This is a genomic window from Collinsella aerofaciens, from assembly GCF_015557435.1.
In the GTDB taxonomy this organism is placed as follows: domain Bacteria; phylum Actinomycetota; class Coriobacteriia; order Coriobacteriales; family Coriobacteriaceae; genus Collinsella; species Collinsella aerofaciens_Z.
The window spans coordinates 17,529-36,980 of sequence record NZ_JADNOH010000101.1 but is presented as its reverse complement, the minus strand read 5'-3'; the positions used below and the strand labels follow the sequence as shown (position 1 = coordinate 36,980).

At 59.8% G+C, this 19,452-nt stretch carries 15 protein-coding genes and 1 tRNA gene; 7 read left to right on the top strand and 9 right to left on the bottom strand.

Translation table 11 applies throughout. The features are described from left to right. Positions 1-10: 10 nt before the first annotated feature. From I2G43_RS10105 to bilR, 3 genes are all read right to left on the bottom strand, one after another. Positions 11-2,893 (bottom strand): proton-conducting transporter membrane subunit, encoded by a 2,883-nt coding sequence (locus I2G43_RS10105; protein ID WP_195536042.1) that lies wholly within the window; start codon positions 2,891-2,893, stop codon positions 11-13. Between the two features lie 287 nt (positions 2,894-3,180). Then, a complete protein-coding gene (locus I2G43_RS10100) occupies positions 3,181-3,576 on the bottom strand; it encodes a helix-turn-helix domain-containing protein (RefSeq protein ID WP_089573462.1) in 396 nt (131 codons plus the stop codon). Between the two features lie 449 nt (positions 3,577-4,025). Beyond that, positions 4,026-6,056, bottom strand: a complete 2,031-nt coding sequence (bilR, locus tag I2G43_RS10095) for a bilirubin reductase, long form (RefSeq protein ID WP_229071804.1) — start codon at positions 6,054-6,056, stop codon at positions 4,026-4,028. 1,084 nt (positions 6,057-7,140) lie between these two features. Between bilR and I2G43_RS10090 the strand changes: the two genes are divergently transcribed. Beyond that, positions 7,141-7,548, top strand: coding sequence for a tyrosine-type recombinase/integrase (locus I2G43_RS10090; RefSeq protein ID WP_118080091.1), 408 nt, complete (start codon positions 7,141-7,143; stop codon positions 7,546-7,548). A gap of 135 nt (positions 7,549-7,683) precedes the next feature. Continuing rightward, positions 7,684-8,640: an ORF6N domain-containing protein gene (locus I2G43_RS10085; protein ID WP_118080089.1), complete on the top strand. Its 957-nt coding sequence runs from the start codon at positions 7,684-7,686 to the stop codon at positions 8,638-8,640. Between the two features lie 71 nt (positions 8,641-8,711). Here I2G43_RS10085 and I2G43_RS10080 read toward each other — a convergent pair whose 3' ends face one another. Then, a complete protein-coding gene (locus I2G43_RS10080) occupies positions 8,712-9,041 on the bottom strand; it encodes a hypothetical protein (RefSeq protein WP_195536040.1) in 330 nt (109 codons plus the stop codon). Between the two features lie 307 nt (positions 9,042-9,348). On the opposite strand from I2G43_RS10080, the gene I2G43_RS10075 reads away from it, so the two are divergent. Genes I2G43_RS10075 through I2G43_RS10065 form a run of 3 tightly spaced genes read left to right on the top strand, consistent with a single transcriptional unit; the run spans position 9,349 to position 12,567 of the window. After that, entirely contained in the window at positions 9,349-10,911 is a 1,563-nt protein-coding gene (locus I2G43_RS10075) for a PTS transporter subunit EIIC (protein ID WP_195536039.1), read from the top strand. A gap of 38 nt (positions 10,912-10,949) precedes the next feature. Next, complete coding sequence (locus I2G43_RS10070; protein WP_055285366.1) at positions 10,950-11,219, top strand: hypothetical protein; 270 nt, start codon at positions 10,950-10,952, stop codon at positions 11,217-11,219. A gap of 19 nt (positions 11,220-11,238) precedes the next feature. After that, positions 11,239-12,567, top strand: coding sequence for a 6-phospho-alpha-glucosidase (locus I2G43_RS10065; RefSeq protein ID WP_118080083.1), 1,329 nt, complete (start codon positions 11,239-11,241; stop codon positions 12,565-12,567). 74 nt (positions 12,568-12,641) lie between these two features. On the opposite strand, the gene I2G43_RS10060 is transcribed toward I2G43_RS10065, so the two are convergent. Together I2G43_RS10060 and I2G43_RS10055 are read right to left on the bottom strand one after the other, a co-directional pair. Further along, a complete protein-coding gene (locus tag I2G43_RS10060) occupies positions 12,642-13,499 on the bottom strand; it encodes a MurR/RpiR family transcriptional regulator (protein WP_118080081.1) in 858 nt (285 codons plus the stop codon). A 439-nt stretch (positions 13,500-13,938) separates the two neighbouring features. Next, positions 13,939-14,015: transfer RNA gene (locus I2G43_RS10055), tRNA-Met, on the bottom strand. A 196-nt stretch (positions 14,016-14,211) separates the two neighbouring features. Here I2G43_RS10055 and I2G43_RS10050 point away from each other — a divergent pair. Continuing rightward, positions 14,212-15,060, top strand: a complete 849-nt coding sequence (locus tag I2G43_RS10050; RefSeq protein WP_195536038.1) for a type III pantothenate kinase — start codon at positions 14,212-14,214, stop codon at positions 15,058-15,060. A gap of 123 nt (positions 15,061-15,183) precedes the next feature. Here I2G43_RS10050 and I2G43_RS10045 read toward each other — a convergent pair whose 3' ends face one another. The 3 genes from I2G43_RS10045 to I2G43_RS10035 all read right to left on the bottom strand — a co-directional run bounded on the left by I2G43_RS10045 (position 15,184) and on the right by I2G43_RS10035 (position 18,463). After that, positions 15,184-15,885 (bottom strand): hypothetical protein, encoded by a 702-nt coding sequence (locus I2G43_RS10045; RefSeq protein WP_195536037.1) that lies wholly within the window; start codon positions 15,883-15,885, stop codon positions 15,184-15,186. Then, positions 15,886-17,616: a dihydropteroate synthase gene (gene folP, locus I2G43_RS10040; RefSeq protein ID WP_195536036.1), complete on the bottom strand. Its 1,731-nt coding sequence runs from the start codon at positions 17,614-17,616 to the stop codon at positions 15,886-15,888. It lies immediately after the preceding gene. A 94-nt stretch (positions 17,617-17,710) separates the two neighbouring features. Then, on the bottom strand, positions 17,711-18,463 hold the full coding sequence (locus tag I2G43_RS10035) for an NAD-dependent protein deacylase (protein WP_195536035.1): 753 nt from the start codon (positions 18,461-18,463) through the stop codon (positions 17,711-17,713). 135 nt (positions 18,464-18,598) lie between these two features. Here I2G43_RS10035 and I2G43_RS10030 point away from each other — a divergent pair, with 135 nt between their 5' ends. Further along, positions 18,599-19,417 (top strand): exodeoxyribonuclease III, encoded by an 819-nt coding sequence (locus I2G43_RS10030; protein WP_195536034.1) that lies wholly within the window; start codon positions 18,599-18,601, stop codon positions 19,415-19,417. Positions 19,418-19,452 lie beyond the last annotated feature (35 nt).

Genomic DNA, 19,452 nt, shown 5'->3' with positions numbered 1-19,452 from the left:
ATGCCGCCTCCTAAATAAACACGTCGACGAGGATGGGCATAAGGTTGAGCAGGCCAAACACCAGCGCCACGCCCCAGCCGAGCTTAAAACAGCTGCGCCAGGTGCTGCGGGCGAAGGTGTTGTCGATCAGCACCTCGACAAAATACGTCGCGGCCATGACGACCAGGGCAACCACCCAGCTCACCGGGTTGTCCCAAACAAAGAACATGCCCACCCACATCAAAAACAGCACGGTCTCGCACCAGTGCATGAGCGTCATCTTTGCCAGCGTGCCGCCGCTCATCTCGGTGGCGATGCCCTGGACGATTTCCTGATGCGCGTGATGCGAATACGAAAGATCGAACGGCGACTTGCGCAGTTTGATGGTGAGCACCGCAAGCAGCGCGAGGAAAATGGGCGCACTGTACACGACGATGGGCGCGGATTGTCCGGTTACGGCGATGGAGTCAAAGCTGTCGGTGGCGAGATACAGACCCACGCTCATCAGCAAAACGGCGGGCTCGTAGCTCATAACCTGCAGCAGCTCGCGGTCGGCGCCGACCTGCGCAAACGGGCTTTGCGTCGAGGCGGACGCCAGTACCACAAAGATCGCGGCGAGCGTAACCATAAAGGCACACAGCAGCGTGTTGGAACCCGACACGAAGATGCCGCCGCCCACCACGGTAAAGATAAGCGCGCATGCCATATAGGTATCGTCCATGGTGTTTACGCTGGCAGGGGCCTTGCGCAGCAGCTTGGCAACGTCGTAGAACGGCTGCAGCAGGCGCGGGCCCACACGGCCCTGCATGCGGGCCGAAAGCTTGCGGTCAAGACCGTCGATCAGGCCGCCCACAAGCGGCGCGATCAGGGCAAACGCCACGGTGCCAATAAAAATGCCCACGACGCCCGAGCCTTCGAAATACTTGCCGCGCAGCACCGAGGGCGCGCTCATGGCAAGCCGCTCGGGCCCAATCCACGCGCAGCACAGCAGCGCAAACAGGATAATCGCGCAGCACACGACGCTGCCGGCGGGGCCAAGGCGCTTCTCGCCAAGGGCATCCTCCAGGTACAAATTGCGCTTTTCGGCCTTTACCTCGTGGCCCATCGAGCCGCGGAAATGACGGTAGCTCTCGGTCCCAACGCCCGAAAGGTACACGTTGACGTGCGGCTTGTTGCTCACGCGGAACGAGGTCAGCAGCACCACGGCGATAAACGCCACGATGACCACCATCAGATACATGGCGTCCTTGCCAATAACGTGCGGCACGCGGCCAAACACCATGGCCAGGTAAGGCGAAACCAGGCCACTCGAGATGAGCGGGAACGCCACGCAGCACAGCACCAGCAGTGCGGCGATGGTGTTGAGCGCCGTCCACTCGGTCTTGTGGACATTGACCTCCACGTTTTGAGCTGTGGGGTCGACGCCCGAAAGCTTGGCGAGCCACTTGCCCCAGAAGAAGAACGTCGCGGCCGAGCCAAAGGCCAGCACCATGATCATGAGTACGTTGCCGGTCTGCGCGAACGCCACCAGGGCGCCCCACTTGGACACGAGCATGCCAAACGGGGCCACGAACATGCCCATGATGCCCAGCATCATCAGGCGCGTCAGGTGCGGCATGCGGCTGAACATGCCGTCCATGTCCTCGATGTTGCGGCTGCCGATATGATGCTCGGCGGTGCCCACGCACAGGAACAGCAGCGACTTGGCCACCGTGTGGAACAGGATTAGGAAGATGGCGGCCCACACGGCCTCGGGCGCGCCGACGCCCAGGCAGGCACTGATGAGGCCCAGGTTAGAGATGGTGGAGTACGCAAGCACGCGCTTGGCGTTGCTCTGCGAGATGGCCATGAGGGCAGCAAGCAAAAACGTGATGGCGCCCACGCTGGTGACCATAAAGCCCGTCACGGGATAGGTGGCGTAGAGCGGGCTGAGCTTGACCATCAGGAACACGCCGGCCTTGACCATGGTGGACGAGTGCAGCAGCGCACTCGTGGGCGTGGGGGCGACCATGGCGCCGAGCAGCCAGGTGTGGAACGGCATCTGGGCGGCTTTGGTAAGGGCGGCGAGCGACAGTAGGACGACCGGCATCACCAGCAGCGCGGACTGCGCGGTGCCAGCGCCGGAAAGCTCAATCATGCCCGAGATGGTCAGCGGCATGCCGTTGAAGTGCAGGAACATAAGGCCCGCCAAAAACGCGATGCCGCCCAGCATGTTGAGGATGATCTGGGTAAAGGCGTTTTTGATGGCCTCGGGCGTGCGCGTGTAGCCAATCATAAGAAACGAGCACACGGTGGTGATTTCCCAGCCGCAGAACAGCCACTCCAGGTTGTCGCTCGTCACAATGACGAACATGGCCGAGAGGAACAGGAACATAAGCGCCAGGAACTGCGGGCGACGGTCGGGCGCGGTCTGCCCGCGCAGCGCGGCCTCGTGCTCGTCGTGGGCCTGGAAGTCCTTCATGTAGCCCAGGGCGTACACGCAGATAAGGCTGCCGACGATGCCGACGGCAAGCACCATGATCGCGCTCATGTAGTCAAGGTAGAGTGGCGTTGCCGTGACGGCTTCGGTCGCGGGCAGCGTCATAGCTGCAAAGGCGAGCGAGCCCACCAGCTGCACCACGCCGAGCACACCGGTAAGCGCGTTCCTATATTTGTACGCGTTGTACAGGATGACGGCGCACAGAATTACGTCGATGACGGAGCTGAAGATCGAGAGCACATGCGAGGTGCCGGGGGCGACCTCAAAGCTCTGCGGACCCGTGCCAAAAAACATGACGGCGACTACAACTGTCACCGCCATAATAATGCCGGAGCCTACAAGCCCTACCGCATCGCGGGCGCGGTCACCGCGCGCGAGCAGCATGCCCAGCGCCGGTACCAGCGGAAACAGGGTAAGGAAATACAGTAGCGTCATACCATCACTCCCCCATGCAAAAACGCTGCAATTGTTTAACGTTATAGCTCAGTTGAGGAGTAGCGGCGGCGGGTTTTCGGTCAACTGGGGAGTTTTAGGCGTACGGGGTAAGGAGTCTGTCCGCTTTGGAGCAGAGAGGCGACGCTCCCCCTATCGCGGCGGCGGGCGCACGGGCCACTGCGCGCGGTTTATTAACCACTTTGGAGGATGTTCCAGTAGGCTCACGACGGTCCAAAAAGTTGGCGCGGCAAGAAAAATGCGCCCCTGTGGGCGCACCATCCCGTTCGCTATTCCGCCTTTTTAACGCGCGGCTTGCGACCGCGCGGCTTATCGACCAGCGCGGACTCACCGCTCTCGCGATACTGGCGGCACCAAGCCTTGACCGAAGACTCGCTGGGAATCTTGTGCTTGATCATGGCCTCGCGAACCGTTAAGCCATTTTCCAAGCGGTCCTTGACCACGGCGAGCTTAACTTCGTACGAATAGGTGTGATGATGCGAACCGGCGTTGAGAACGGCGTCGGCACCGCCCACGGCATACGCGCGGGCCCACTGACGAGCCGTGGCCTGGGGAATGCCAAGCTCCGCGGCGAGGGCGCGATGACCGACCCCCTCTTGGAGGATCTCGACGGCGCGCTGCCTAACCTCGGGCGCATGCGTGCGAGTCCTAGTTGCTTCCGACATACCTGCCACTTCTTAGCCTTAACCGTTAATCTGCTTTCTTACGTGCAAGTTAGATAGTAGCATTTTACTGTTTGCTCAAAGCAGTTAATTAAAATAGACGCGGCGTTATCTGGGCATTTGGCACCAATTTACGACATTTCTTTATCGATTATTTACGCTGGTAGCTGACTCGCAGCCAATCGTCATTCGCCTGTCAACAAAATTGACACCTCTTTATGTCCTTTGCTATAGCGGATATGATTATTAACCCCTCCCCCAATAATTTTGAGTAATCGGCAAGGCAGTAGACGTCCTTACTCCTCATGATTACCGCGCATTACCATCCACCGGAGCAAAACAAAAAGGGCGGGGCCTGCTGCGCTTGCAGGCCCCGCACCGGTTGACACCCGACGGGACACAGCCGGGCGAGGCGGATCCGTGCTACCGCCCCGCCTGGCCGCGATGTTCAACTACAGCTCGTTGGCCGCGTGATACGCCGTGCGAATGGCGCTCGCAATATCGGCGGTACGCTCGCCCGAGCAGTCGCCCACGCAGGTCACGGGCACCGTCACGCCATCCAGGTCAAACGCGTTGGCCTTGGAGCCCACGGCCATCACCACGTAATCGCAGGCGATCTTCACCGGCTCCTCGGCGCCATCCTCGGTGGTGCGCACGGCCTCCACGCCCTCGTCGGTAATGGCGGTCAGGCGGGTCTTAACGTGCTGCTCCACGTTGTGCTCTGCAAAGTCGCTCATAATCAGCGGCAGAATGGTCTCGGACTCGCCCGCGGCAATCTTGTCGAGCATCTCCACGATCGCCACCTCGCAGCCGTGCTGCAGCAGGTACTCGGCAGTCTCGGTGCCCACCAGGCCGCCGCCGATAACGGCGACGCGGCCCGTAAGCTCCGCCTTGCCGGCCAGCACATCCCAGCTCGAGACGACCTTCTCCGAGTCAGCGCCCGGAACGGGGATGACCACGTCGTGCGCACCCACGGCCACAATCGCGGCGTCGGCGGCGTTGAGGCCCTCAGTGGTAGCGGCATGGTTGAGCTCGACCTTCACGCCCAGGCCGGGCAGAATCTTCTCGTAGTACTCGACCGAGCGCATGATCTCGTCCTTGCGCGGGGGCGCGGCCGCCAGCACAATCTGACCGCCCAGATGATCGCTCGCCTCGTAGACGGTCACGTCGTAGCCGCGCTTGGCCGCCACGCGCGCGGCCTCCAGGCCGGCAATACCGCCGCCCACCACGGCAATCTTCTTGTCGCCCTCGCCCGGCTTAATGGCGATGGTCGCCTCGTCTCCGTTCTCGGCATTGAGCACGCACGAGATGTACTTGCGGTTTTGAATCGCGTCGACGCAGCCCTTGTTGCAGTTGAGGCACTCGCGGATGGGCTCGCCCGTGGCGGCCTTCAGCGCAATGTCGGGGTCGCACATGAGCGAGCGGCCGTACGCGATGATATCGGCCGAACCGTCTTCCAGGATCTTCTCGCCGGCCTCGACCGAGACAACGCGGCCGACGGTTGCCACCGGCACGGAGACCAGGGCCTTGACGCGCTCGGCCACGGGCAGCGTCCAGTTGTAGGGCATGGCGCCCATGGGCGGAATGGTGTCGCCCATGTTGCCGGTATGGTTGGCCTGTGCAACCTGGATCATGTCGATGCCGGCGCCCTCGAGCAGCTTGGCAAACTCGCAGGCCTCATCGGGCTGCAGGCCGCCCTTGCCGCGCGGCGTGCCGTCGGGGTTCTCCATGATCACGGGGAGCTTGTACTCCACCATCAGCTGCGGCGCGGCTTCCCTAATGGCGGCGACAACCTCGAGCGCATAGCGAACGCGGTTCTCGAACGAGCCACCGTACTCGTCGGTGCGCTGGTTGAGGATGGCCGAGCACAGCGAACCCACCAGACGGTCGCCGTGAACCTCGATGGCGTCGATGCCGGCCTGCTGCGCGCGGGCGGCCGAGGCAGCGATGGCCTCCTTGATCTGGGTGAGCTGCTCTACGCTCGCCTCGTTCACAAAGTGCTGCATGTCGTGGTGCAGCTTGGCGTAGGCCTGCTTGCGGATCTCGTTGGACTCGGCCATCTTGGCGGCAAAGGTCTCCTCGTCGCCGGCGGCCTTGGCCTCCTGCGCAGCCTTGGCGGCGGCCATGGAACCCATGACCATGCGGCCGACGCCGGGCACGTCGTACTCGGGGTGGAACAGCTGCAGCGCGACCTTGGCGCCGTGCTTGTGAACGGCGTCGGCCAGCGCCTTAAACGTGGGGATCTGGGCGTCGGTCGCTAACTTGGGCGTGGGGCTTGCGGTCATAACAGGAGCAACGTCGCCGATGACGATGTAGCTCACGCCGCCACGGGCCAGGCGCTCGTAAAAAGCCAGGCTGCGCTCGCCAATGGAACCGTCGCGCTCCTCGTAGCCGGTGGTCAGCGGCGGGAACATAATGCGGTTTTTAAGCTCAAGGGGGCCAACCGTAATGGGCTGGAGCAGTTTGGATGCGGGTGCGGTCATGGACATTCCTCTCTTGTAGGCGCGGCGGCGATGTTGCCGCGTAGTTGTTTAGAGGATATGGCATGGGAGCACAGTGGCGCAACGGAAATCGGCAGACAGCAGGTAGCGGCAGGTGGATGGGGCGGGGCGGCCCGTCGGTTTGTCTCAATCCGTAACAGTTACTCAGCAAAACCGGGGTCTACCTGTTACAGATCAAGACAAACGGAAGCGTTCCGTCGGAAAATCTCGATCTGTAACACCTACAGACCAAAAATGACCCTAGATGTTACAGATTGAGACATTTCTCTCAACCCATCCTCAACAATCTAGATCTGTAACATCTAGACCGACTTTTGGTTCCTACCTGTTACAGATTGAGACAACAGAAACCGTCCCAACAAAACATCTCAATCTGTAACATCTATCGGCCAAAAACGACCCCAGGTGTTACAGATCGAGACAAACCGAACCGTGCTGCCGGAAGATCTAAATCTGTAACAGCTACTCGGCAAAATCCGTCCCTCGTGTTACAGATTTAGATAAACGGAAACCGGCGCGCTGGCCTGTCTCGATCTGTAACATCTAGCCACCCAAATCGGGCCCACCTGTTACAGATCGAGATTTTGTTTGAGAGGCTAGAGACCAGAAGCCCGAGTGGAAAAGCGGACAGGCCGACGGCATCGCCCCGCCGTCATACCGAGGACCGCGCCACGGCAGCCCGGGCGTGGGCCAACCCCGCAATTCCGGACATTTCATCCCTTTTCCGGACATTTTTAGCCCGTTTCCGGACATTGTCCGCGAATGTCCGGAAACGGGACCGTCATGTCCGGGATGGGATTTGGCCAACGGCAGCCCCCAGTAAAGGTTCCCAACCCCACAGCAGAGTTCCCTAATTCACGCCGCGCCGGTGCACGCCGGCATTAGTTAGCCATGGGGAGCGACAAAGGGGTAACCCCTTGGGTCATCGATGCCACCGCGGCCAAGGTGCGACATTACTGCGACAGAGGTGCGACATTACTGCGACAAAGGTGCGAAATAGACCGACCATTCTATTCGACCGACGAGCGCTTCGACCGGATATTCCGCCCGCTCGAAGGCGAGGCGGATGCAGGTTCAGGGCCTCTCCCAGACCCCGGACACCCCGGTGTGCTCGGACAGCGACTTCGGCTTCCACGACCCCGGCAACTTCTCGACGTGGCAGAAGGGCTACTTCATCGAGCACGGCCTCGGCAGGATGGAGGAGGGCGGCCGCAAGCGGAGGCGCTACGTCGGCTACGATTTCCACGAGCTGAGGCATACGCAGGCCACCTTCCTGATCGGCAACGGCATCGACCCGAAGAGCGTGCAGGGGAGGCTCGGCCACGAGGTGTCGAGCATGACGATGGACGTGTACGCGCGCATGATGGGAGGGAACGACCGCGAAGCCGCCGATCTCCTGGAGATCCAGCGCGGGGCGGGCGCGCCCATCACCATCGACGGGAGCCGGATCACCGTCATGGCGAGGGAGGCTTAGGGCAGACGTCGCCACGACGAAGCACACTCCCTCCCTAACGTCAGGGGTCATCGCCGCTGGACCGGCAGGCGACAAAGCCCAGGATGATAAAATGCTTTCGACGCAGGAGCGTCCCCATCTTTGAATCGAGGAACCATGAGCGATTTTGATGCCGAGGACGAATCGGTCGAAACGAGCGCGTCGATAGCCCTGCCCGATTCCGCAAACATAGAGCCCCTAATCCATACCGTCCGTGGGCAGCAAATCATGCTCGACACCGATCTCGCTCGGTTATACGAGGTAGAGACAAAGAATCTCAACCGCGCCGCCGCACGCAACGCCGACAGATTCCCCGAGGACTTCCGTTTTCAACTGACCAAGGAGGAGGACGAGTCTTTGAGGTGCCAAATTGGAACCTCAAAGACCATGGAGGGCCGCGGCGGGCGACGTTATCTCCCCTATGCCTATACCGAGCAGGGCATAGCCATGCTGTCCGGCGTGCTACGCAGCGAAGTGGCGGTGCAGACCAGTATCAGTATCATGAGGGCGTTTGTCGCCATGCGCCACCTCCTCGCCGAAAATGCCACCCTGTTTGAGCGGCTGCGCGGCGTCGAGTTGAGTCAGGCGGCGTTTCAGCAATCGACCAACGAGCGTTTCAACCAGGTGTTCCGCCTGCTCGAAGGCGAGGTCGAGAAACCCCAGCGGATCTTCTTCGCCGGGCAGATGTTCGACGCCTTCAGCCTGCTGACAGATCTCGTGGGCCGCGCCGAGCGCGAAATCTCCCTCGTGGATGGCTACGTAGATGTCCACACCCTGAACATCCTCGCAAAGAAGCGCAAGGGCGTCGCGGTGACCGTCTACACGTCCGGCAACCGGCTCACGCAAGGCGATGTCGACGTGTTCAACGCACAGTACCCGCAGCTCACCGTCCGCCGCACCAGAACGTTCCACGACCGCTTCCTTATCCTCGACGGTGCGACCGCGTATCACATCGGCGCATCCCTCAAGGACGCGGGAAAGAAGTGCTTCGGCATAGACCTCATCCAAGACGAGGAGCTGACGAAGATGCTCATCGAGAAGCTAAAGCTCCTCGATGAGCATCAAACGGCTTGAGCGTTATCCGACCTCTTGCCACAAGCCCTAAAGTTTGAGCATGATCGCTGAAAGCCTCGTTAGTCAACATGTCAAAGTAGGCCCTGGTCCGCAAGCCTTCGATAATGCTTGCCGAGGAGCGTCAACCGGCAGAACTTGCTCTCCATCGCCGCGTTCCACATATGGTCGGCGCCAACTGGAACCAGAAGACCATGCCGGTTGTATTTCTGGAGCAGAGAGAACACCCGGTTGTTCCTGGGCTCTGCTGGAGGCATAGCGTCTGTTCCTCCTTCGTCCTTTGGCTCATACGACGGATCCAGCCTGTATTCATAGTCCTCTGTTGGGAAGAGCTTTTTCGGCTCCTCCTCCTTTCCTCCAGGATGCACGGATGGCAAGAGTCGGAACGTCTCCTCAATATCCAAACTTCACGCAAGCCTAATGCGAATAGAGACGGACCTGGCAAATCAAGACACGACCAGCCGCTCGCACCCAAAGCCGTTTGCCTAAAAATAAATACCGCTGGCCGAAGTGGAAAGATGGTAACAACGAAAAAGACTATCAAGCTCGTTTTTAAGCACCGTTTGTTCCGCCCCGCATGTTTTGCGAACACGCTAACTATCATGAAGCCAGTAAACAGAGGCGGACATCAACATCCAACGCCGGCAAGCATGTGAGCGCCTCCTCTGCCCAAGGGGCAAGTCCCCGAGATTAGTTAAGAGAGGGGAAGAGATGGATAAAGTCAAAACGGCCTTCCAGAACTTTGGCCGCGTTATCGTCGACCCTATTTTGTACCTTTCGGTAACGGGCATCATTTTGGCCATCGCCACGGTATGCTCGCTCGGCAGCGGAGTTGTCGCAGATCTGGGCACGCTGCTCTCCGCGGCAACCAACTCCGCGGTGATCGGCAACCTGCCGGTGATTTTCGCAGTCGGCCTTACGGCAGGCTTCGCAAAGAAGCAAAAATCCAACGCGGCAGTGTTTGGACTTATTAGTTACCTCATGTTCCTGTATGTCAACAACGCCTACCTGACGCTCACCGATCAGCTGGCAAAAGCCGGCGCGATGGGTCTGTATGGCACTGGCCAGGCAACGGTACTGGGTCTTCAAGTTACCGATGTCAACGTCTTCGGCGGCGTACTCATCGGATGCTTCTGCGGTTGGCTCTATAACAAACTGATCGACATAAAGGTATCGGAGTATATCCGGATTTACGGCGGACCTCGCCTGGCCCTTCTGGCGATGGTTCCGCTGAGCATTGTCTTCGGCATCGGAGCGACTATCGTGTGGCCCCCTATCGCCAACGCCATCAGCAACGCTTCTTCATTCATCGCAGCCTCGGGTGGTCTGGGCGTTTTCATTTACGGCTTCCTGAACCGCGTCCTCGTACCTCTCGGCATGCACCACTTTATGTGGATGCCGTTTGACTACTCCGCGATTGGCGGCACGGCGGTCGTCGCCGGCCAGAGTGTTTCCGGCGCAGCAAACATCTTCTATGCCGAGCTTCCCCATATCGCTGACGGATCCCTCACCACAGTCGACCCCTCTGTCCGCTTTGCCATGTTCGGCTTTGGCAAGGAATTCGTAACCCTCGGCACCGTGCTCGCAATGATTGCGACTTCCCGTCCGGAGAATCGAAAAGCTGTCGCAGCCATGCTGGTGCCCATTTACATCACCGCCATGCTCTCCGGCATCACTGAGCCGCTCGACTTCATGATCCTGTTCGCGTCTCCGATTCTCTGGGTTGCCTACAGCCTGTTCTACGGACTGGGCGAGATGCTCCTGTTTGTCCTGGGAGTCCGCTTGCTTAACATGTACGGTGGCATCGAGCTGCTCACGCTCGGCCTGCCTTTGCCAATGGGCGTCACCAAGTTCCCGATTTACATCGTCTTGGGCATCGTGTTTGCCGCCGTTTCGTTCATCGTTCTGGCGATGGTGATCAAGAAACTCAACCTCATGACGCCCGGCCGTTCCGCAGAGTGGTCTGCAGAAGTCTCCGGAGACAACAATGCCCTCGAGTCCTCCGGAACTCCGGAAGTCGACGCAAAACAGCAGGAGATGGTGCAGAACATCATCAACGGCCTTGGCGGCAAGGACAATATCAACACCATGGGCTGCTGCATGACTCGTCTCCGTGTCGAAGTCAAAGATCCCAACAAGGTCAACGAAGAGACCATCAAGAAGGCTATCGACAAGGGCTTGTTTAAGAACGGTACCAATGTCCAGATTGTTGTGGGAACCAACGTGCACTCCGTCTACGACCTGCTACGTCCCATCCTTAATCTGGAAGATTAACGATCGCCTAATCGACAGGCGATAAGCGAGGAGACCTCATGTTGACCAAAACGTTTCATTCAATCCGAGGCATGTTCGAACGCCTGCTCAACATGTACAAAGAAAAGTCGACAAGGGGTCTTCTCGTACTTATGGCTGCATTCGCATGTGGTTTTATCTGGCCGCTCCTGGGTCTACTCGCTGCGGTTTGGACCCGGCGTTCAGGAAGGCACGCGGACGCAGGCAGCATTGCAGGAATGGCGGCGGTCATCAACATCGCTACCTACTTCGTGCAGATAGTGACCAAGATTGTCTGCAGCTCAATTTGATTTGAAAGGCATGAACAACATGAACGGATACAAGATTGTCATCTGCGGCGGCGGCAGCACCTATACCGCTGGCATCGTCAAAGATCTGATCGACCAAAAGGATGAATTAGGAATACGCGAGCTTTGGCTCTATGACATCGACGAGGAGCGCCAAGACACAGTCGCCGTGGTGGTTAAAGCGGTTATCGATGACCTTGCTCCCGAGATCCCCTTGCATGTAACCGTCGACCCCAAAGAGGCGTTTACAGATGCGAACTTTGTTATGGCGCAGATGCGCGTGGGCGGGCTCAAGATGCGTATCCAGGATGAGCAAATCAGCCTGCGCCATGGCGTAGTCGGTCAAGAGACCTGCGGGGCAGGTGGCATGGCATATGGCATGAGAACCATCTTCCCCATGTGCGAGCTTGTCGATTTCTGCGAGGAGTATGCCTGCAAGGACTACTGGATCGTCAACTACTCCAACCCCGCTGCCATCGTAGCCAAGGCAATGCACAAGCTGCGTCCTAACGCTCGCATTCTTGACATCTGTGATATGCCAGTGGAGATTGAAGCCCGCATGGCAGAGATTTTAGGGTGCGAACTCAACGACATTGAGGTCGACTACTTTGGCCTCAATCACTTTGGGTGGTTTACCAACGTACGTTGCAAGGGCGTCGATGTTACGGATAAGCTCAAAGAGCACGTGCGTAAATACGGTTATATTTCCGAAGCAAGCCTCAATGACGCCTTGGTGAAGGACCCAGATTGGGCCCACACCTTCGAGAATGCGGCAACGATTTCTACGCTATTCCAGGATTACCTCCCCAACACCTATTACCAGTATTATCTGTTGCCCGATGCCTGCGTGGAGTACATGGACATCAATAACACGCGTGGCATGCAGGTCGTAAACGGCCGCGAAAAGCGCATCTTCGACGCATCTGCGGCGCTTAAGCGTGGTGAAAAGGTAGATCTCACGCAGTTCTATGTAGGCGTCCACGGCAGGTTCATTGTCGATGTCGTCAAGTCTCTGGCAAAAGACCTGCGCCATCGCCAGCTGGTGATTGTACCCAACAATGGTGCAATCGAGAATCTCTCGGACGACGCGACAGTCGAGGTTCCGGCGTACATCACTGATCGAGGAGCCGAACCGATTCGCGTCGGGAAGATTCCCCGCTTCTATAAGGGCCTTATCGAACAGCAGGATGCCTGTGAAGGCCTTGTGGTCGAAGCCGTTATCGAAGGTTCCTACCAGAAGGCACTCGAAGCCTTCACCCTCAATCGCACGATTCCCTCAGCACGCGTGGCTAAGGAAGTCTTGGACGACATGATCGAGGCGAACAAGGGCTATTGGCCTGAGCTGAAGTAAAGGAACCGCCCAAATACCAAAAGCGCAAAAGATGGCCCCAAGGCAAAATTGCCTTGGGGCCATCTTTTATATGCCTAGATCTCAGCAAAACTCGTGAAGATGAACGAATCGGCCTCGCGTTTTACACGATAGTTCTCTTGATAGTCCTGATTGAATATAAGCGAATAAATAACCTGAAGCGTATACGTGAGCGAAATCAAAGAAGAGTAATTGGCCACCTTTCCAATCACGCGTTCTGATTTTGGAATGGGCAAGACAGTGTCGCATTGCTTGGCGAGCACCGAATCAGAAAACGCCGTAATTAAACACGGCTTGACTCCGCGTTCGGAAAGAGTGGCAGCGTATTTGGAATAGTCATAGTGAATGCCGCTGTAGCTTAGGAATAAAAACAGGTCGCCGGGCTTGCCGTTTTTAACATGCAGCGTCTGCAGGCCTCCGTCGTCTGCCATGGTGACATGACGATCGAGCTTAAGAAGATTGTTGCGAAAGATGCATCCCGCCAGGTAGCTTTCCCCTTTAGCAAAGATGTAAATTCGTGGGGCGCTAAGAACCGCCTTGGCGATTATGCTTAATTTGGCGCTATCGAGCTCGATTTTCGTTTGATCTATGATGCCCTTCAAGAGATTCGCAAGGTTACCCTCGATGGCCTCAATTGAATCGGTGCTGTCAAAAGGGCGATTGCGATCAACGGTGGCAGCCAGAAGATAGTCTCCGCTTATCTCCTGGATGAGCTGCATGATCAACTCTCGATAGCCGCTTAGGCCCAGTTTCTTGCAAAAGCGGATGATAGTCGCGTTCGAAGTGTAAGTCTCCTGTGCGAGCTTTGCCATAGTGAGGGTCTTAAGGTCGCTGGTATGATTGAGCAGATAGGTAGCAATAGCTCGGTCGGTTTCATTAAAAGACGCGCTGTTACGCAGGCTATCAAGAATCATGGTCGCTCCGATCGCTTTAGTTTGCCACTTAATTATGTCATTATCAAAACGACGGGCAGCCCTTCATGCACTGACTTACGCCCTGCGATCTCTCTTCTGATATTCCGCATATAACGGCAACATAAATTGCGAGGAGCGTGTCGCTCAGTTCCTAGAGAACAAATGCGAAGAGGTTCGATTACCTGAGTTCACCGCCTGCTTTGAGGCAAAGAGACGGCCCCGGCCAAGCTCAATGCAGATTTGAGGCAGCATAGTGCTTGTCTGTCGGCATCCTACAGCCTGTAATCCCTACTCCCCAGTTTCTGTGCTAGCTGGTTCAGGCAGGCGCCCTGTCTAAAATAAGCTGTTTAAAATTGATTTCGACCAAAATTCGACCAAGATTGAAAGGCAAAAAAGAAAACAGCCCAGAGGAACAATGCCTCTGAGCTGCTAAAAGTCTTGGTCGCGGGGGCAGGATTTGAACCTACGACCTCCGGGTTATGAGCCCGGCGAGCTACCAGACTGCTCCACCCCGCAATGTCTGGGCGCCTCATGTGCGCAAGAAAGAATATTACGCGGGAGTTCGGTAAACGGCAAGGAAAATCTCGTAGAGCATAATTCCTTCATATTTAAACCCCTCAGCCCCTATCACCGTAAACGAATTGCAGCCGAGCGCCGTCGACGGCACGTATACAATGGTGCGCGTCCTTTTATGCCAACACCGGGAGTAGACATGCTGCTCGCTATCGATATGGGAAATACGCAGACGGCCATGGGCCTGTTTGACGGAGACGAGCTGGTGCAGTCGTGGCGTATGCCCACCGACCGCTCCTATACCGCCGACGAGATCCACGTGCGCCTGATGGGTTTCTTTAAGATGTACGGCCTCTCGCTCGATACGGTTGACGCGATCGCCTTTGCGGGCGTGGTGCCGCAGCTCTCGCGCGAGTGGCACGCCGTGGCCGACCGCATTGCCGCAGACGCCATCGTCATCGGGCCGCAGACGGCCGCCGTGACCAAGCTGCGCGCGGCGCGCCCCCAGGCCGTGGGCGCCGACCGCGTCGCCAACGCCGTTGCGGCCGAGACTTTCTACGGCGCGCCGGCGATCGTGGTGGACTTTGGCACCGCGACCAATATCGACGTCATCGATGAGGACGGTTATTACATTGGCGGGGCGATTGCGCCGGGCATCCGCATCTCCATGGACGCGCTTGCCGCCCGTGCCGCCAAGCTCGCCAGCGTGCCGCTCGAGGCGCCCGAGCACGCCATCGGTCGCGACACCGAAGAGTGCATCAAGGTCGGCGCCGTGGTGGGCGCTGCCGCCATGGCCGAGGGCCTGGTCGCGCGCATGAAGCGCGAGCTGGGCCGCGAGGACGCCACCGTTATCGCCACGGGCGGCCTCGCCAGCATCGTCGCCGATTCGACCGACGCCTTCGACATAGTCGACGGGCAGCTCACCATCAAGGGCATCTGCGAAATCTACCGCCGCATGCAGAAGCTGGGGGTAAAACAGGGACATAAGTCGAGCACGCCCGATGTCACAGCCCCGCAAACGTTCGCCAAGCCTATTCCTCAAAACTGAAAAATTTTCAATTTTGAGGAATAGGGCGCTGGCAACCCATTCACCAGATAGGCGAAACCCTCCCCGGCACAGGCCGAAGAGGGCTTCGTTGTCATCGTTATCTTTGAGCGCGGGCGCCTCGCGTTACAGTCCGCGAATCCGTACGGCCTCGGGTGGAAACTCCTGCTCGCCGGCATCGGTCTTGATGGTCGCGCGGCCCCAGATGTCCAGACCCGCGAACACACCGACCGCGAGCGGCAGGCCGTTGGGCGACACCGCCGCAACTTGGCGGCCCAGCAGCGGCACCATATCGAAATACTCGCCCAGCACGGGAGCCAGCGGACCGGCAGCGCCCTGCGGCGTGTTGGCAACAACCGCCCAGGCGTCCACGCGGGTCAGCACGGCGGCGGACAGCGCCTCGACCAGCGCTTCGTCGGCCACATCCACACCGAGCTCGCTCAGCGCCGAGCGCTCAATATCCACCGTCACGGCACCGAACATGCCCGCGGCACCGGCACCGCCGTTGACGGCGACGCGCGCGAGCGACGTCTCAAACGCAGGCGCACCGCACACGATATCGCTCGGCCACTGGATACCCACTTTACCGGCAAGGCCCAACCCCGGCGTCGAAGCCGTGCCCACGAGCGCGTCCATCATGCCCATCGCGGCCACAAACGGCAGGCCGTGGAAGGCGTGCATATTCACATCGGGGCGCACGACCAGCGAAAACGTCAGCGACGCCTCGCCCACGCTCCACGCGCACCAGCCCGCGGACGCACCCTCGCGACCCGCGTCGCGCGCGGCGTCAAGCTCGGTGCCAACGGCCACAGCATTCATCTCAATCATCTACATACGCCCCAATTCGCCCACGATATGGCCCACGCGGTCCCCGGGCTCCTTGACCTCGACGCCGTTGTAGCGGAAGAACCGCGCCGGGTCGTGCATCAGGTCCTCGAGCGGCACCAGCACAAAGTCGCGCTCGCCAATGAGCGGATGCGGCAGGCGCAGCTTTTTGCCGCCGTGGGTCTCGCCGTCCATCCACAGCAGGTCCAGGTCGATGGTGCGCGGGCCGTTGACCTTGGCCTTCTTGGAGCGGTCGCGCCCCAGCTCGGCCTCGATCTTCATAAGCTCGTCGAGCAGCACCAACGGCGCCAGCTCGGTCTTAATCTCAATGACGGCGTTGGCAAACGCATCCTGGCGCGTCTCGTAGGCCGGCTCGCTCTCGTAGATGCGCGAGCAGTTGGACACGCAGGTAAGCGGAATCTCGGCAATCATGTCGCGTGCGGCGCGGATGTTGTCGCAACGATGCCCCAGGTTGGAGCCCACGGCCACAAACGCACGGCGCGGCTGCGGCTTTGCGACAGCCCAGTAGCCGTTCAGGAACTGCGCAAAGCCAGTGACGTCGTGCACGCGCACGATGTTGGCACCGGCCTGGATAGCGCCCAGGCACACGCCAAACGTGGCGGCATCGCGCGCGGCGGACTCGGTCACGCCCGAGACAGCGCCCACAAAGCGCTTGCGCGATACGGCGCACATGAGCGGATAACCCAGTGACGCCATCTTGGCAGTCTCGCGCTGGATGACGATGTCCTCGTTGGCCGTCTTGCCAAAGCCCGGACCGGGATCAATGCAGATGCGGTCGCGCGACACGCCGGCGTGGATGAGCGCGCGGGCCTGGTCGGACAGAAAGCCCATGACGCGGCGCATGATGGGCGCCGAATCGGGCAGGGTGAAGCGGCGGAGCTGCGAGGTGGGCACGTAGGCTTCCTCGCGGCGGGCGCTGCGGCGCATCATGGCGGCCAGGCGGTCATTGGGCTCCGATGCGGCCTCGGTGGCCTCGGGCGCGGGCGCGACGGTCTCGGCGGCAGCAGCCTGCTCGGCGGCCGGCGTCTCCTGCTCGCTTGCAGGCTCGGTCGCGGGCTCCGGATCGCCAAACGGCAACGAGGGCTGCACCACGCCGCCCGGAAGCTTGGCCTCCGGCTTAGGCTCGCCCAGCAACTTGCCGCGACGGCGACGAGCCGGCTTCTCGGCCTCACGCGCGGCCTCGGCAGCCGCCTCGCGCGCCTTCTCGGCAACAAACGCCGCTGCCGAGGTATCGAGCTGCACCGTTGCGTGCGTGCGGGTGGGCACGGCGACCTCGCCGGCATGCATCACAATGACTCCGCAGGTGCTCGTCTTAACAAACTCGACCATCTTGGGGTCGGTGAAGCCGGTCACGTCGTTGACGATCGAGGCGCCGCAGCGCACGGCCGCCTTAGCAACCGCCACGTGGCGCGTGTCGATCGAGACGATGGCGCCCTCTTTGGCCAGCGCGCGCACCACGGGCAGCACGCGGCGAGCCTCCTCATCGGGATTGACCGGGGTAAATCCGGGGCGCGTGGACTCGCCGCCCACGTCGATGATGTCGGCGCCGGCGTCGAGCATCGCCAGGCCGTACTCGATGGCGGCATCCGGGTCGAAGTGCTCCCCGCCGTCGCTAAACGAATCGGGCGTCACGTTGAGGACGCCCATGATGCGCGGACGGTCAAAGCTGAGCTCGTACTTTCCGCACCGCCATGTCTTGCTGTCGTTCGCCATGAACATCCTCCTAAAATGCCCACGCCGCCGCGCTCGGGCGCTGGCGGCGTGGTCGCTTTGCAATCAGTCTTTCTATTGTATCCGCGCACGCGGGCTAGAACGCAAACGCGGCCGCGATGTCGCAAGAAATCAGCAGGTCGGCATTTGCATCCTGATCGGTAGGCGCCAAATTGCAAATGGCCAGCGTATCGCCGGTAAAGTAACGCGTAAGGCCCGCCGCCGGATACACCACGAGCGAGGTCCCACCCACAATGAGGGCATCGGCCGCGGCGATGGCGGCAACGGCACCGGTCAACACATGCTCGTCGAGCGGCTCTTCGTAGAGCACCACATCGGGCTTGATGCGACCACCGCACGCAGGGCACACGGGCACGCCCGCGGCGTCCTCATGCTCGCGCGAGCAAATCCACTCGGCGCTATAGACCGCGCCGCACGACTGGCAAATGTTGCGATGGACCGATCCGTGCAGCTCGAACACGCGCTGCGAGCCCGCCATCTGATGCAAGCCGTCGATGTTTTGCGTCACCACGGCATCAAGCTTGCCGGCGCGCTCCAGCTCGGCCAGCTTGGTGTGACAGCGGTTGGGCTTAGCGTTAAGCGCGATCATCTTGGTGCGGTAGAAGTCGAAGAACTCGGCCGGATGCGCCTCGTAAAAGCTATGCGACAGCATGGTCTCGGGCGGATAGGCAAACTGCTGGTGATACAGGCCGTCCACGCTGCGGAAATCGGGGATGCCGCTCGCCGTGGAAACACCAGCGCCGCCAAAGAAGACCACGCGCTTGTGGGTGTCAAACAGATCCGCCAGCGCGGCGGACGCCTGCCTGGGGTCCGATATTGCCTGCGTCATATGAGTCCTCCGTCCTTGTTGATCGGGCGGCGTCGGGCGATATCCCAGCATGCGACCTTTAAGTCAGCATGCGCGGAGCCCACCCCGCCCCTGTTGCGCTAATCTTAAGCCTGCCAACCCCGTCGAAAGGACACCATGCCTCAGACTTACACTTTCGCCTCGTGGAACGTCAACGGCCTGCGCGCCGTGCTCAAAAAGGACCCGAGCTTTATCCAGATCGCGCAAGAACTCGACGTCGATATCCTGGCGCTGCAAGAGACCAAGTTGCAAGAAGGCCAGGTCGATATTGACCTGCCCGGCTATCACCAAACCTGGAGCTACGCCGAGCGTAAAGGCTATTCGGGCACTGCGGTCTTTAGCCGCCAGAAACCGCTGCGCGTGCTGCACGCCGACGCGCTGTTACCCTACGCCGGCGAGGGCGAGGCGGCCGCACTCGTCACCCAAGCCGTAACCGAGGGCCGCGTCTGCGCGCTGGAGTTCGACAAGTTCTGGTTTGTGGATGTCTACACTCCCAACGCGCAAAACGAACTCGCCCGCATCGACGTGCGCATGGCTTGGGACGATGCCTATCGCGGCTTTTTGAGCGCGCTTGAACGCGAGACCGGCAAGCCCGTCGTAACTTGCGGCGACTTTAACGTGGCGCATGAGGAGATCGACCTTAAGAACCCCAAGTCCAACCGCGGCAACGCCGGCTTTTCGGACGAGGAGCGCGGCAAGTTCACCGAGCTGCTCAACGCCGGGTTTACCGATACCTGGCGCGCGGCAAATCCGGACGTCGAGGGCGTCTACAGCTGGTGGAGCTACCGCTTTAATGCCCGCAAGAACAACGCCGGTTGGCGCATCGACTACTTCCTGGTAAGCGACGCAATCGCCGGCAACGTGCGCGACACGGGCATCCGCGGCGACATCTTTGGCAGCGACCACTGCCCCGTCACCCTCACGCTAGAGCTCTAGCCCCAACTGATCTCCTGGGGACGGAGGAAAAGGAA

Bases quoted from the DNA above. Each gene is read 5' to 3' on its own strand.
- I2G43_RS10075 (WP_195536039.1), top strand. From the start codon at position 9,349: ATGGATAAAGTCAAAACGGCCTTCCAGAACTTTGGCCGCGTTATCGTC.
- I2G43_RS10070 (WP_055285366.1), top strand. From the start codon at position 10,950: ATGTTGACCAAAACGTTTCATTCAATCCGAGGCATGTTCGAACGCCTG.
- I2G43_RS10100 (WP_089573462.1), bottom strand. From the start codon at position 3,576: ATGTCGGAAGCAACTAGGACTCGCACGCATGCGCCCGAGGTTAGGCAG.
- I2G43_RS10050 (WP_195536038.1), top strand. From the start codon at position 14,212: ATGCTGCTCGCTATCGATATGGGAAATACGCAGACGGCCATGGGCCTG.
- I2G43_RS10105 (WP_195536042.1), bottom strand. From the start codon at position 2,893: ATGACGCTACTGTATTTCCTTACCCTGTTTCCGCTGGTACCGGCGCTG.
- I2G43_RS10030 (WP_195536034.1), top strand. From the start codon at position 18,599: ATGCCTCAGACTTACACTTTCGCCTCGTGGAACGTCAACGGCCTGCGC.
- I2G43_RS10065 (WP_118080083.1), top strand. From the start codon at position 11,239: ATGAACGGATACAAGATTGTCATCTGCGGCGGCGGCAGCACCTATACC.
- I2G43_RS10035 (WP_195536035.1), bottom strand. From the start codon at position 18,463: ATGACGCAGGCAATATCGGACCCCAGGCAGGCGTCCGCCGCGCTGGCG.
- I2G43_RS10045 (WP_195536037.1), bottom strand. From the start codon at position 15,885: ATGATTGAGATGAATGCTGTGGCCGTTGGCACCGAGCTTGACGCCGCG.
- bilR (WP_229071804.1), bottom strand. From the start codon at position 6,056: ATGACCGCACCCGCATCCAAACTGCTCCAGCCCATTACGGTTGGCCCC.
- folP (WP_195536036.1), bottom strand. From the start codon at position 17,616: ATGGCGAACGACAGCAAGACATGGCGGTGCGGAAAGTACGAGCTCAGC.
- I2G43_RS10060 (WP_118080081.1), bottom strand. From the start codon at position 13,499: ATGATTCTTGATAGCCTGCGTAACAGCGCGTCTTTTAATGAAACCGAC.
- I2G43_RS10085 (WP_118080089.1), top strand. From the start codon at position 7,684: ATGAGCGATTTTGATGCCGAGGACGAATCGGTCGAAACGAGCGCGTCG.
- I2G43_RS10090 (WP_118080091.1), top strand. From the start codon at position 7,141: ATGCAGGTTCAGGGCCTCTCCCAGACCCCGGACACCCCGGTGTGCTCG.